The sequence below is a fragment of the Gordonia sp. DT101 genome (assembly GCF_049844895.1).
Lineage (GTDB): Bacteria > Actinomycetota > Actinomycetes > Mycobacteriales > Mycobacteriaceae > Gordonia.
This window is the reverse complement of sequence record NZ_JBNCLX010000003.1, coordinates 359,609-372,283: the sequence shown is the minus strand read 5'-3', so window position 1 is coordinate 372,283 and position 12,675 is coordinate 359,609. Positions and strand designations below refer to the sequence as shown.

Here is a 12,675-nt window from a genome sequence, read left to right as displayed (position 1 = left end):
CCGGTCAGAGCTGTTTGTCGAAACACTTCTCGAGTGTTCGCGTTCTGATCCGCCAACCGTCGTCGGTCAGCAGCCAGGTGTCGGCGTACCAGATGCCGATGAGGAAAGTCGACGAGTCCGGTGTCTGCATCGGGTTCAGGCACAGGGTGCGGGTCGTCGCGGTGGCGCCGTCGACCCGGATGTCGTGGTTGCCCAGCAGATGGCAGTAGGCCGAGAAGCTCGGAAGAACCTCGGCGAGCCACTCTTTGACCTCGACGGGCCCGCCGACGATGCCGCCCATGACGCTGTAGTCGACGACGGCGTCGGTGGTGAACACCGCGTCGAGGTCGTCGAACCGTGCGGAGTCCACCGCCGTCGAGTAGTCGGTCAGGACCTGCTGGATCTCGAGGCGTGCGGAGATCTCTTCGATGGTCAACATGTCCAACAATTACCAGTGTCAGGGCGCACGTCGTTAGTGTTGTCGGTATGGCAGTGAGCCGCCCGACCGACAAGTCCGACGAGGTGCAACGCGCGCCTCGTGCGCGGATGACCGGACCCCAGCGCCGCCTGCAGCTGATCGAGGTGGCCAGAGGGCTGTTCGCCGAGCGCGGGTTCGAGGGAACCTCGATCGAGGAGGTCGCCCAGCGCGCGGGCGTGTCCAAGCCGATCGTGTACGAGCATTTCGGCGGCAAGGAAGGTCTCTATGCGGTTGTGGTGGACCGCGAGATGGAGACCCTCCTGGAGATGGTCACCTCGTCGCTGACCAAGAATCGTTCTCTCTACCGAGTCCAACAGGTGGCCCTGGCGTTGCTCACCTACATGGAGGAGCGGACCGACGGGTTCCGCATCCTCGTTCGCGGCGATCGAACCGGTACTGACGAAACCACCACGTATTCAAGCCTTCTCAACGATGCGATCAGTCAGGTGGAGCACATCCTGGCCAGTGATTTCGAACGTCGCGGCTTCGACCCGGCGTTGGCGCCGCTCTATGCGCAGGCGCTGGTCGGCATGGTCTCGGTGACCGCCCAGTGGTGGTTGGACGTCCGTGAGCCGCCGAAAGAGGTTGTGGCGGCCCACCTGGTGAATCTGTGCTGGAACGGACTCACCAGGCTCGATCCCGATCCGAAGCTCGTCGGGCCCAGTTACGTGGAGAATCGGGACCGGACGACCGTCGAGGACTGAGGATCCCACTCGGACATCGCCAGGGCCATCAGCGCGTCGGCGGTCTGTGTGCAGAAGGTCTCGCTGTCATACAGACCGAACGTCAGCGCGCGGACCAGCGTTGCGCCGACCAGGAGATCGAAGAGCGCGTCGGTGCGTGCGGCGCGCAGCGTCTGCGATCCGGACGGGATGACGTCCGCCACGGCGTCGGCCACGTGCGATCGCACGCTCCGTTCGACGCGGGTCAGCAGAGTTCCGTACAGGTCGTCGTCCTGCTGATACGCGACGAGTAGTCCGGGGATCGCGGCCCGTGTCGCGGGGTCGGCGAGGTGTGCGAGAAACAATTGCACCCACGTACGCAGGTCTGCATGGAGATCGTCGGTGGGGGCGGGCAGTGCGATGTCGCGCGCACCGAACACCGCGTCCTCGATCAGCGTCTCCCGTCGTGCCCACCGTCGATAGACGGTCGGGGTGCCGACGCCGGCGCGGCGGGCGATGGCGGCGATGTTCGCCGCCTGATAGCCGCCCTCCCGTAGCAGTGCGCGTGCCGCGTCCAGCACGGCGACGTCCTTCTCCGGGTCGCGAGGGCGGCCGGCGAGGTTTCGCTGTTCGGCGGTCACGGAACGACTCTAGCGAATCTGCCACGCAATTTCGTTATAGACCGTAACGTAATGCGTTGCCGCGACTGGAGCGGATCATCAGAGGAGGAACACCATGCTGACTGCGCACGACGAGTTGCTCTGTCACCAGCTGTCGACCACGTTCGATCACCCCGAGCAGAGTGATCTGCGCTGGGTCGAGCGAATCGTGATGTACGGCTTCGACACATCCGGCGACGTGACGGTGATGACCGGGATGGCGCGCTACCCCAACCGCAACGTGACCGATGCCTACGCGATGGTCTCCCGGCGCGGTGGGGAGACCCGTGTGGTTCGCGTGTCCAGTCAGATCGACGCCGCACCCGTGGGACTGGGCGCGTACTCGATCGGGCCCTACACGTACGCGGTCGAAGAACCGCTGCAACGGACTCGGACGACCCTGCGCGGCAACGAACACGGGCTGGAACTCGACCTGGTGCTGACCGCCGAATTCCCAGCCTACGAACAGACGCCGGCGTTTCACCGGACGAGGGGACGGGTGCAGGAGAATGCGCGGCGCTTCTACCAGAACGGGAATCTGTCCGGGCACATCGTGATCGACGGCGACCGCATCGACATCGACCCGCAACGTTGGTGGTTCGGGCGGGATCATTCGTGGGGCGTGCGCAACGGACCCGGGGGTGGCAGCCTGCCGGACGGCACCGAGATGCAGCCGGGCGAGATCCCCGATGGCGTGCTGTATTACATGGGTATCTTCGAATTCGACGACGAGCTGGTGCATTTCGCGCAGCGGGAGGATTCCGACGGGCGCCGAACGCAGTTCGAGGGCGAGATCTTGCATCGCCTGGCCGATGGTGGCTCATCGTCGCCGATCATCGACGTCGACCACGATCTCAAGTTTCGGGATGAACTCCGTGTGATCAGCGGTGGAACCTTCGACGTCCACCGTGATGACCGGACCACCAGCACCATCGAGGTGACGCCGATCTGTGACTTCTGGCCGGGTCTGGCCGGGTATCAGGAGTTCCATGGCTACGCGTCGGGGTATTGGCGTGGAACGGATTTCATCGACGGATTCACCATCGACGCGAGTGATGCGGAGGCGATCCGCCCGGTCAGCTTCGTCAGCGAGACGCTCTGCGAGGTGCGGATGGACGGCAAAGTGGGACACGGGCTGGTCGAGATGGTGTTCGTCGGTGCCTATCCGCGCTACGGCTACACGGGCTGGTGATCGGGTGACGAGCTCACCGGCCTCGCGCATCGCGCCAGATCTCCTACCCGAGGCGCTCGAGCCGGTTGTTCGCCAACGTTTTCCCGGAGCGCGAGGGGCGCGGATCGAGAACTGGCGACCGGCGACCCAGGGCTTCTCGACCGAGACCTACCTCTTCGACCTCCTCGGACTCGACGACGGCGACGACGATTCGGTCGGGCTGGTGTTCCGGAGGCCTCCCGAACGTCCGGTCCTGCCGGATTTCGACTTGCGGCGGCAGTATCTGACGATGGACCGCCTCCGCACCACCGACGTCCCGGTCCCGACAATGCGGTGGATCGATGCGCACGGGACCGACCTGGGGACACCGTACTTCGTGATGGACCGCATCGATGACGCCGTGACGGTCAGCGATGTCCCGCCGTATCACCAGGCCGGTATCTTCGCCGACGCGGATGCGGCGGGCCGCGCCGAATTGTGGAACGGCTGCATCGACGTGATCGCGTCGATTCGTGCGGTGGATCCGTCCGCGCGGCGTCTCGGCTTCCTTGATCTTCGTGCATTCGGATCGTCGGCACCGCAACGGCTGGCCGGATTCCTCCGGTACGCCGTCGGGTGGGCGAGCGGATCGGGCGAGCCGCGCAAGGAGTTCGTCGATGCCCTCGACTGGCTGGACGGCCATCTGTACGAGCCCGAACATGTCGGGCTGTGCTGGGGCGACAGCAGGATGTCGAATGTGCTCTACGGCAACGATTTCGATGTGGTCGCGGCGTTGGACTGGGAAGTCGCCTACCTCGGCGACCCGGCAGGCGATCTCGCGTGGATGCTGACCACCGACTGGATCAGCAGCCCGTTTCCCGACCACGCCCCGGCCCCGGGTACGCCGTCGATCGAAGAGACCCTCGACCGCTATCGGCGGCGTACCGGTATGCGGCTGGACCACATGCAGTTCGCCCAGGTGACCGCCGGACTGTTGCTGGCCGTTCCACTCCTGCGTCTCAATCAGATCCTCGACCTCGGGGACGTCGACCTCGCGGAGATCTGCATCGAGCGGCTAGACCACGTGTTCGGTGGCGGGATCGCATGAGCAGGACAGGACCAGCGCGATCAGGACAGGACCAGACTCCGCTTGGCCAATCCCATCCAGAACCCGTCGATCACCTGATCGGGCTTCTGCTCGACGTCGCTGCTCGCACCGAGTGCGACAAAGAGCGGGGAGAAGTGCTCGATGGTCGGGTGCGCATAGGGCATGCCGGGGGCACGATTGCGGAAGTCGATGAGCGACTCGACATCTCCCGCTGCGAAACGCTCCTGGGCCCAGGCGTCGAACTCCGCCGACCACCCCGGCGGGGTGGCTTCGGGCGTCGGGTCGGTCAGATAGGGGAGACCGTGGGTGGTGAAGCCCGAACCGATGATCAACACGCCCTCCTCCCGCAGCGGTGCCAGACGACGGCCGAGATCGAGCAATCGTTCCGGGTCGAGCGTCGGTAGGGAGACCTGCAGAACCGGGATGTCGGCGTCGGGGTACATCACCGTCAATGGGACGTACGCGCCGTGGTCGAGGCGGCGATGTCGGTCGTGGGCAATCGGCTCGCCGTCGGGCATCATGGCCGCGACCCGTTTGGCGAGGCCGTCGGCGCCCGGGGACCAGTAAGTGGTCTGGTAGAAGCGGTCGGGGAAGCCCCAGAAGTCGTAGGTGAGCGCGGTGGTGGGGTCGGTCGACCCGATGGTCAGGGGTGCCGCCTCCCAGTGTGCGGAGACCATGAGGATTGCCGACGGCCGGTCGAGGCGCCCTGCGAGCGCCGTCAACTGATCCACCCAGCGTTGGCTGTCGACCAAGGGTGGTGCGCCGTGGCTCAGGAAGAGCGCGGGTTGAGGTGACGTCTCCTCTGACATGGCCATATCCTAGTCAACTGGACCATGGTCCGTTTGATTCCGCGCGGCCGTGACTCGTTCGCGAGCAGCGCCGGCGATCCGGCATCATCTGTCGCATGGTCTCCATCCGTCCCGCCGTATCGGCCGATTGTGCACCGGTCTCCGATATCTACCGGCATTACGTCGAGCACACCTTCGCGACCTTCGACTACGAGGCGCCGACCCGGGACGCGTGGGAGGCCAAGCGTGCCGGGATAGTCGCGGCCGGGCGACCGTTCCTGGTGGCAGAGGACGAGGGGACAGTCCTGGGGTTCGCCTACCTCGGATCCTTCCGCGACAAGCGTGCATATGCCTGGACGGCCGAGGACACCATCTACCTGAACCCCGATGCCGGCGGTCGGGGAATCGGATCGGCATTGCTGGGTGCCCTGCTCGAGGCGGCCGACCCGGACAACGTGCGGCAGGTCATCGCGGTGATCGCCGCCACCGGCGGCGAGGCGTCGATCGCCTTGCACACCAAGCACGGCTTCGCCGAGGTCGGCCGGACACCCGCCGTCGGATACAAGTTCGACCAGTGGATCGACTGCGTTTACCTGCAGCGCCCGCTGGGCTGATCTTTCGTCGCACCCGACAAACTAGAATCTCTGGAGTGTCATCAACCCCCGCCCTGCACGGGCTCGCCGCGGTCACATGTTCGGACAAGGCGATCGCGGATCTGGTGGGGCGGAGGGGCCAGGAGCGTCTCGACATCAGCGCGCCGGATTCGGCCCGGCCCTTCGTGGTGGCCTGCCTCGCCGGCGCCGCGGCGACCGAGTCCTCCGCCGCTCCGCTGCTGGTGGTCTCCGCCAACGGGCGCGAGGCCGACGATCTGACCGCCGAACTGGCCGAACTCCTCGACGACCCGGCTGCGGTCGCCCAGTTCCCGTCGTGGGAGACCCTGCCGCACGAGCGACTGTCGCCGAGCGCGGACACGGTCGGCCAGCGCCTGGCGGTCCTGCATCGACTGGCCAATCCCGAGGAGGGCACCGCCCTGCGGGTGGTGGTCACCACGGTGCGATCGCTGGTCCAGCCGATGGCCCCCGGCTTGGGTGAGACCCGCACCATCACGTTGCGCGAAGGCATCGAGATCGATTTCGAAGGTCTGCTGAACGACCTCGTCGAGATGGCCTACGAGCGCGTGGACATGGTGGGGCGGCGTGGCGAGTTCGCTGTCCGTGGCGGCATCCTCGACGTCTTCCCGACGACGGCCGACTTCCCGGTACGCGTCGAGTTCTGGGGCGACGAGATCTCCGAGATCCGGGCCTTCTCGGTGGCCGATCAGCGTAGTCAGCCCGAGATCGATGCGTCCGTGGTTCGCATCCATCCGGGCCGCGAGCTGATCCTGACGCCCGAGGTCCGCGCACGTGCCGCCGGCCTGGCGGCCGAGTACGCCGGTGAACAGGTGCTCGCGGAGATGCTGGCGAAGCTGGCCGAGGGCATTCCGGTGGAAGGGATGGAAGCCCTGATCCCGATGCTCGTCGAGGGTCGGATGCAGATGCTGACACAGGTGTTCCCGGACGGGACCGGTGTCCTGTTGCTGGACCCGGAGAAGGTCCGCACCCGAGCGGCAGATCTCGCGCAGACCGGGGCGGAGTTCCTGGAGGCGTCGTGGACGGCCGCGGCGTTGGGTGCAGACGCCCCCGTCGACGGCCGTGCTGCCGACGGTTCGGGCATCGACCTGCAGGCGAGCTCGTACCGATCCCTCGACGAGGTCGAGAAGACGACGCTGGCCGCCGGCCGTTCCTGGTGGACGATGAGCCCGCTCTCGACCGGGAGCGGCGACGAGATCGAACTCGATCTGACCGCGGGGCCCGCTCCGCGTGGCAACGAGGCAGACATCGCCGCCACCTTCGCGAATCTTCGCGCGCATGTCACCACCGGTGGCATCGCGGCCGTCGTCGTGGCGGGCAAGGGAACCGCGCAGCGGGTCGGCGAGCGGCTGGCCGAGGCCGAGGTGCCCGCCGAGATCGTCGAACCCGGTGTCCGGCCCCAGCCGGGCCAGGTCTCGGTGTTCCACGGGACGCTGCGCAGCGGTGTGGTGTGCCCGGATGCGCAGCTGGTGATCGTCACCGAGACCGACCTGACCGGCAACCGGGTGGCCGGCGTGCGCGACGGCCGACGGCTGCCGGCCAAGCGTCGCAACCAGGTCGACCCGTTGGCACTGACCGCTGGGGACATGGTGGTGCATGATCAGCACGGCATCGGCAAGTTCGTCGAGATGATCGAGCGGACCGTGTCCGGGGCGCGGCGGGAGTATCTGGTCCTCGAGTACGCGGCGAGCAAGCGCGGTCAACCGGGCGACCGGCTCTACGTACCGATGGACGCGCTCGACCAGTTGTCGCGGTATGTCGGTGGCGAACAGCCGTCGTTGTCGAAGCTGGGCGGCTCCGACTGGCAGAACACCAAACGCAAAGCACGCAAGGCGGTTCGGGAGATTGCCGGCGAACTCGTGCAGCTCTACGCCGCCCGCCACGCGGCCCCCGGGTACGCCTACAGCCCGGACACCCCGTGGCAGCGCGAGATGGAGGACGCCTTCGATTTCACCGAGACGATGGATCAGCTCACGGTCATCGCCGAGGTGAAGTCGGACATGGAGCGGGCGGTCCCGATGGACCGGGTGATCGTCGGCGATGTCGGCTACGGAAAGACCGAGATCGCGGTCCGCGCAGCGTTCAAAGCGGTGCAGGATGGCAAGCAGGTCGCCGTTCTGGTGCCGACAACCATTCTTGCGCAACAACATCTGCAGACCTTCACCGAACGGATGAGCGAGTTCCCGGTCCGGGTCCGCGGCCTCTCGAGATTCACCGACACCAAGGACTCGAAGGAGATCATCGACGCCATGGCGACCGGCGACGTCGACATCGTCATCGGGACCCACCGGCTCCTCCAGTCCGGAGTGACGTGGAAGGACCTCGGTCTGGTTATCGTCGACGAGGAGCAGCGGTTCGGTGTCGAGCACAAGGAACACATCAAGTCGTTGCGCACACACGTCGACGTGTTGACGATGTCGGCGACGCCGATCCCGCGAACGCTGGAGATGTCGATGGCGGGCATCCGGGAGATGTCGACGATCCTCACCCCGCCGGAGGAGCGACATCCCGTCCTCACCTACGTCGGTGGATACGCGGCAAAACAGGTCGGCGCCGCGATCCGACGCGAACTGCTGCGCGACGGCCAGGTCTTCTACGTGCACAACCGCGTCTCGACCATCGACAAGACCGCCCGAGACATCGCCCAGATGGTCCCCGAGGCACGGGTCGTCGTGGCCCACGGTCAGTTGAACGAGGATCAGCTCGAACGCACCGTCGCCGGGTTCTGGAACCGCGAGTACGACGTCCTGGTCTGCACCACGATCATCGAGACCGGTCTCGACATCTCCAACGCCAACACCCTCATCGTCGACCGGGCCGAGAATCTGGGTTTGTCCCAGCTGCATCAGCTTCGCGGACGTGTCGGACGCAGCCGGGAGCGTGGGTACGCCTACTTGCTCTACAGCCCCGAGCGCCCGCTCACCGAGACGGCCTACGACCGCCTGGCCACGATCGCCCAGAACAACGAACTCGGCGCGGGCATGGCAGTGGCGCTCAAGGACCTCGAATTGCGTGGTGCGGGAAACGTTCTGGGTGCCGAGCAGTCCGGGCACGTGGCGGGTGTCGGGTTCGACCTGTACGTGCGACTGGTCGGCGAGGCCGTCGAGGCCTACCGTGCCGCCGCCGACGGCAAGCCGGTGACGACGAGCGAGCCCGCGGAGGTTCGGATCGACCTGCCCGTGGATGCCCACATCCCCGTCGAGTACGTCGACTCCGACCGTCTGCGCCTGGAGGCCTACCGGAAACTCGCGTCGGCGACCGACGACGCGGCAGTCGACAGCGTGCTGGCCGAACTCGCCGACCGCTACGGCGAACCGCCCGAGGAGACCAGTCGACTCGCGGCCATCGCCCGACTGCGGCTGCGATGCCGGGAGCGCGGGGTCACCGAGATCGGCCTGGCCGGTACCGGCGTGAAGATCGCACCGATGACCCTGCTCGACAGCGAACAGGTCAGACTCAAACGGCTCTACCCGGCGGCCGGGTACCGGGCCACGACGTCGGTGATCACGTTGCCGATCCCGCGGACCGGAGGCGTCGGATCGGCTCGGCTGCGCGACGAGGAGGTCATCGACTATCTCAACGGCTTCTTGCTGGCCCTTCGGCCACAGCCCGACTGAAAGCTCGTCGAGGGCACCCGGTTTCTCGTCGAGAGCATCGACACGTCATCGACTCTGCCTGTGTGGCCACCCACCCCGCCCGTCCTGGGTTACGGTCGTGACACCCGCAGCCCGACCCGGAGGATGACTCGATGACCGTCGTGCTACTCGATCCCCTTCGCCCTGACGTGATCCCGTTGCGCGCCATCCCGCTGCTCTCCGGTCCACTCGTCATCACCGAGGACATCCATCCCTCGACGCTGTGGGAGTTGGGAAAGACATCGGCGTCCTGGGCCGAGGTGGACGATCCCGAGTCGACCCTGCTCACGAGCGACCGGATGCACCGATTCGTCCGCGCCCGTCTCGAGCGAGGCGACGACCTGATCGCGGCCCGAGAGGTTCCCGGCGACGCATTGCTGGAGGCTGTCGCGCTCATGGACACTCTCCGACGAAACGGACCGTGGGAGAGCACCCAGACACACGCCTCGCTGCGCCGGTACCTGCTCGAAGAATGCTATGAACTGCTCGATGCGATCGACGACGACGATTCCGAGCTGCTCCGCGAGGAACTGGGAGACCTGTTGCTCCAGGTGTTGTTCCACGCCCGGATCGCCGCCGACGATCTCGACCATCCGTTCGACATCGACGATGTCGCCCAGGGTTTCACCGACAAGGTGACCGGTCGCACGCCGGGCATATTGTCCGGTGCTCATGCCGATCTCGAGACGCAGATCCGTGAATGGGAAGAACGCAAAGCGGCGGAGAAGAACCGTGGATCGGTCTTCGACGGGGTTGCGACGACCGCGCCGGCGCTGGCGCTGACTCAGAAGGTCCTGGAACGACTGTCTGCCGCCGATTTTCCGCTCGACACCATCGATCCGGCGATCACGTCGGTCGTCGTCGAACCCGGCGGCGACAGCGTCGAAGAGCTGGCACGACAACGAGTTCGGGCGTTCATGGCGCACGTCCGCGACGTCGAGAAGCACGCGGACGCCGATGGGGGAGTGTTGAGCACGCGTGCGGCGTGGCTCGCGGCGCTGGGCCCCGTTGCTGTCGACGGAGAACCGGTTGCTGTCGACGAAGAACCGGTTGCCGTCGGCGAGGAGTCTCGGGCTCAGCCGAACAGTCCCTGACCCCACCATTCGCCGGGCCGCAATCCCGGGGGCACCGCGAAGACCGACGATCCGTTGGGGATCAGGTACTCGGTCATCGCGTCCTGGCGGGACAACACCTGCTGCATCGGCACGAATTGCTTTCCGGTGTCCCGATTGAACGCGATGAAGAACAGCCCGGCGTCGAGATGGCCGAATCCGTCTGAGCCATCGGTGAAGTTGTAGCCCCGGCGCAGGATCTGAACCCCGCCCTGGTTGTCGGGATGGGCGAGGCGGACATGTGCGGTCCGGGGGATCATCGGTGCGCCGTAGGAGGTGACGTTGAAGTCCGGGGTGTCGAACTCGTTCTGTTGACCCAGCGGTGCGCCGGACCCCTTCAGCCGTCCGATGACCTGTTCCTGCTCCAACAGATTGGCGCGATCCCACGGCTCGATGTCCATCCGGATCCGGCGTGCGACGAGGTAGGTGCCGCCGGTCATCCACTGGGCGTTCGCGGGGTTGTCCTCCTTGGCAACCCACACCCAGCGGTCGAGCAGATCGGTGTCCTCGGCCCTCAGGTTCGCGGTTCCGTCCTTGAAGCCGAACATGTTGCGCGGTGTGTCCTGGGACTGGGTGGTGGACGACGTGCGGCCGAATCCCAGTTGCGACCAACGGACGGCCACCACACCCAGACCCATCCGGGCCAGATTCCGGATGGCGTGCACCGCGACCTGTGGGTCGTCTGCGCAGGCCTGCACGCAGATGTCACCGAACGACCGGGACGATTCGATCTTCTCGGCGGCGAACGCCGGCAGGTCGACGAGGGCGGCGGGCTTGCGATCGGCGATGCCGAAACGATCGGGACGATCCGGGTCGGATGCACTCGGCCCGAACAGCCCGGGTCCGAACCCGATCGTGAGCGTGAGATTGGCGGCGTCGAGACCGAGCGCCTCCCCGGTGTCGGTGGGTGGCGTGTAATCGCCGAGTCCGACGGCACCGTCGGGTGTGGTCGGTTCGCCGCGGGACATGCGCTCGGCCGCGACCGTCCACTTCTGGAGCATCGCGATCAGATCCGTCCGGGAATCGGTGATCACGTCGAAACTGGCGAAGTGTAAGCGGTCTTGTGCGGCCGTGATGATCCCGGCCTGACGTTCGCCCCGGAACGCGACCACCTGCGTTCCGCTGGTGTCCTCGGCCGCGGTCGCCCGCCCGATCGCGCCGCCCGCGGCTGCCGCGACCACCCCGACGCCGGCGCCCCCTAACAGTGCTCGACGCGAGAAGCGTTGGGGTCCCGAGGGTTCGGCTGGCTGCGGGCTGTTGTGCGACATTTATCCCAGCACCAGTCCCGGGACCTGTGACAGCGACGCCGACAGCGCATCGATCTTGTTCGACAGATCCTTGCGCTGTTCCTCATCGACCTGGGTATAGCTCACATACCCATCGCCGTCGCGGTACTGGTTGATGGCGGCGCGGACATCGGCGAACTGGGCGGTGATCTTGTCCATCAGTGGTTGGTCCTTGGCCGAGATCATCGGCTGCATGTCAGCGATCAAGGTCTCGGCACCGTCGACGTTGGCGGCGAAGTCCCACAGGTCGGTATGGGAGTAGCGGTCCTCTTCACCGCCGACCTTGGTGGCGGCGATCTCGTCGATCAATGCCTGGGGCCCCTGCACGAACTGGCGTGTCTCGAAGGTGAAGTCGGGCTTGTCGACCTCGGTCTTGAGCTTGTTCACGTTCGCCAGGAGTTCGTCGGCGACCTTGTCGATGTCGGCCTTGTTGTCGGTGGCCTTCGCATTGGCGGCGTCGGCCGGCGCGATTTGTCCGGGCGCCTCGCCGATCTCGGCCTGCTGTGGCGGCCACAGCGCCCGCTCGATGCGGTGGAAGCCGGTGAACGGGACCGATCCGTCTTCGGTGTCGTCCCAGCGCATGTCGATGGCGGGGTCGAGAACGGGGAATGACTCGGCGACGGGCTCGATTCGCTCGTAGAAGGTGCGGACCTGCCCGAACATGGCCTTGGCCTGGTCGAGTTCGCCGGCCTTGACGTGGTCGACGAAAATCTGTGCCTGTGCCGTGAGTCCATTGACCTGGCCTCGCGCATAATCGAGGTAGCGCGCCTTCGCGGCGTTGACGTCGGCGGGAACCTCCTCCTTGTCCTTCTTCTCACCGGTCACCGAGATCTCCTTGCGGATGCCGGTTCCGACCATGCCCGGCTTGCAGGCCACCGTGTACGTGCCCGGGTCGGTGACCTCGACGGTCAGATTCCCCGACAGACCCGGCCCGATGTTCTCCACTTCACCGAGAACCCGGTTGTTGTTGCCGTAGACGTAGAACTCGGTGACCTTGGACCCGTTGTTGGTCACCTTGAAGTTCACATCACCGGTCTGGGCCTCGGTGCCGTCCAGGTCGCAGCCGTCATTGGTCGAGGTGACCGCAATCGCGCCGTTCGCACTGTCCTTGGAGGTGCAGCCGGCCAACATGATCGGCGCGGCGACCGTCAGCGACAGCAACGCGATGGGAGTGGTGATTCTCGGATTC

At 66.2% G+C, this 12,675-nt stretch carries 11 protein-coding genes; 6 read left to right on the top strand and 5 right to left on the bottom strand.

Annotated elements, in window-relative coordinates:
- Nucleotides 1-4: 4 nt before the first annotated feature.
- A complete protein-coding gene (locus ACLQ3I_RS13055; RefSeq protein ID WP_425788516.1) occupies nt 5-418 on the bottom strand; it encodes a nuclear transport factor 2 family protein in 414 nt (137 codons plus the stop codon).
- Nucleotides 419-465: 47 nt separating this feature from the next.
- On the opposite strand from ACLQ3I_RS13055, the gene ACLQ3I_RS13050 reads away from it, so the two are divergent.
- Nucleotides 466-1,161: a TetR/AcrR family transcriptional regulator gene (locus ACLQ3I_RS13050; RefSeq protein WP_267631593.1), complete on the top strand. Its 696-nt coding sequence runs from the start codon at nt 466-468 to the stop codon at nt 1,159-1,161.
- Here the strand turns inward: ACLQ3I_RS13050 and ACLQ3I_RS13045 are convergent.
- Nucleotides 1,122-1,760 carry a TetR-like C-terminal domain-containing protein gene (locus ACLQ3I_RS13045; protein ID WP_425788513.1) on the bottom strand — a complete coding sequence of 213 codons (639 nt, stop codon included), beginning with the start codon at nt 1,758-1,760 and terminating at the stop codon, nt 1,122-1,124. The genes ACLQ3I_RS13050 and ACLQ3I_RS13045 overlap by 40 nt on opposite strands.
- Before the next feature lie 94 nt (nt 1,761-1,854).
- Here ACLQ3I_RS13045 and ACLQ3I_RS13040 point away from each other — a divergent pair, with 94 nt between their 5' ends.
- Together ACLQ3I_RS13040 and ACLQ3I_RS13035 are read left to right on the top strand one after the other, a co-directional pair.
- Nucleotides 1,855-2,970 (top strand): hypothetical protein, encoded by a 1,116-nt coding sequence (locus ACLQ3I_RS13040; RefSeq protein WP_425802345.1) that lies wholly within the window; start codon nt 1,855-1,857, stop codon nt 2,968-2,970.
- Between the two features lie 4 nt (nt 2,971-2,974).
- The gene (locus ACLQ3I_RS13035) at nt 2,975-4,036 is read left to right on the top strand and encodes a phosphotransferase family protein (protein ID WP_425802342.1); all 1,062 of its coding nucleotides are present in this window, start codon (nt 2,975-2,977) and stop codon (nt 4,034-4,036) included.
- A gap of 20 nt (nt 4,037-4,056) precedes the next feature.
- Here the strand turns inward: ACLQ3I_RS13035 and ACLQ3I_RS13030 are convergent, their stop codons facing one another.
- Nucleotides 4,057-4,851, bottom strand: a complete 795-nt coding sequence (locus tag ACLQ3I_RS13030) for a dioxygenase (RefSeq protein ID WP_425802340.1) — start codon at nt 4,849-4,851, stop codon at nt 4,057-4,059.
- A gap of 89 nt (nt 4,852-4,940) precedes the next feature.
- Here ACLQ3I_RS13030 and ACLQ3I_RS13025 point away from each other — a divergent pair, with 89 nt between their 5' ends.
- From ACLQ3I_RS13025 to ACLQ3I_RS13015, 3 genes are all read left to right on the top strand, one after another.
- On the top strand, nt 4,941-5,438 hold the full coding sequence (locus ACLQ3I_RS13025) for a GNAT family N-acetyltransferase (RefSeq protein ID WP_425802337.1): 498 nt from the start codon (nt 4,941-4,943) through the stop codon (nt 5,436-5,438).
- 35 nt (nt 5,439-5,473) lie between these two features.
- Nucleotides 5,474-9,070 carry a transcription-repair coupling factor gene (mfd, locus tag ACLQ3I_RS13020; RefSeq protein ID WP_425802335.1) on the top strand — a complete coding sequence of 1,199 codons (3,597 nt, stop codon included), beginning with the start codon at nt 5,474-5,476 and terminating at the stop codon, nt 9,068-9,070.
- Between the two features lie 131 nt (nt 9,071-9,201).
- Complete coding sequence (locus ACLQ3I_RS13015) at nt 9,202-10,182, top strand: MazG family protein (RefSeq protein ID WP_425802333.1); 981 nt, start codon at nt 9,202-9,204, stop codon at nt 10,180-10,182.
- On the opposite strand, the gene efeB is transcribed toward ACLQ3I_RS13015, so the two are convergent.
- Nucleotides 10,164-11,468: an iron uptake transporter deferrochelatase/peroxidase subunit gene (gene efeB / locus ACLQ3I_RS13010; RefSeq protein WP_425802330.1), complete on the bottom strand. Its 1,305-nt coding sequence runs from the start codon at nt 11,466-11,468 to the stop codon at nt 10,164-10,166. The two genes, ACLQ3I_RS13015 and efeB, sit on opposite strands and share 19 nt — an antisense overlap.
- Nucleotides 11,469-12,617 carry an iron uptake system protein EfeO gene (efeO, locus tag ACLQ3I_RS13005; RefSeq protein ID WP_425790427.1) on the bottom strand — a complete coding sequence of 383 codons (1,149 nt, stop codon included), beginning with the start codon at nt 12,615-12,617 and terminating at the stop codon, nt 11,469-11,471.
- Nucleotides 12,618-12,675 lie beyond the last annotated feature (58 nt).

Bases quoted from the DNA above. Each gene is read 5' to 3' on its own strand.
- efeB (WP_425802330.1), bottom strand. From the start codon at position 11,468: ATGTCGCACAACAGCCCGCAGCCAGCCGAACCCTCGGGACCCCAACGC.
- ACLQ3I_RS13055 (WP_425788516.1), bottom strand. From the start codon at position 418: ATGTTGACCATCGAAGAGATCTCCGCACGCCTCGAGATCCAGCAGGTC.
- efeO (WP_425790427.1), bottom strand. From the start codon at position 12,617: ATGTTGGCCGGCTGCACCTCCAAGGACAGTGCGAACGGCGCGATTGCG.
- ACLQ3I_RS13050 (WP_267631593.1), top strand. From the start codon at position 466: ATGGCAGTGAGCCGCCCGACCGACAAGTCCGACGAGGTGCAACGCGCG.
- ACLQ3I_RS13025 (WP_425802337.1), top strand. From the start codon at position 4,941: ATGGTCTCCATCCGTCCCGCCGTATCGGCCGATTGTGCACCGGTCTCC.
- ACLQ3I_RS13030 (WP_425802340.1), bottom strand. From the start codon at position 4,851: ATGGCCATGTCAGAGGAGACGTCACCTCAACCCGCGCTCTTCCTGAGC.
- ACLQ3I_RS13040 (WP_425802345.1), top strand. From the start codon at position 1,855: ATGCTGACTGCGCACGACGAGTTGCTCTGTCACCAGCTGTCGACCACG.
- ACLQ3I_RS13015 (WP_425802333.1), top strand. From the start codon at position 9,202: ATGACCGTCGTGCTACTCGATCCCCTTCGCCCTGACGTGATCCCGTTG.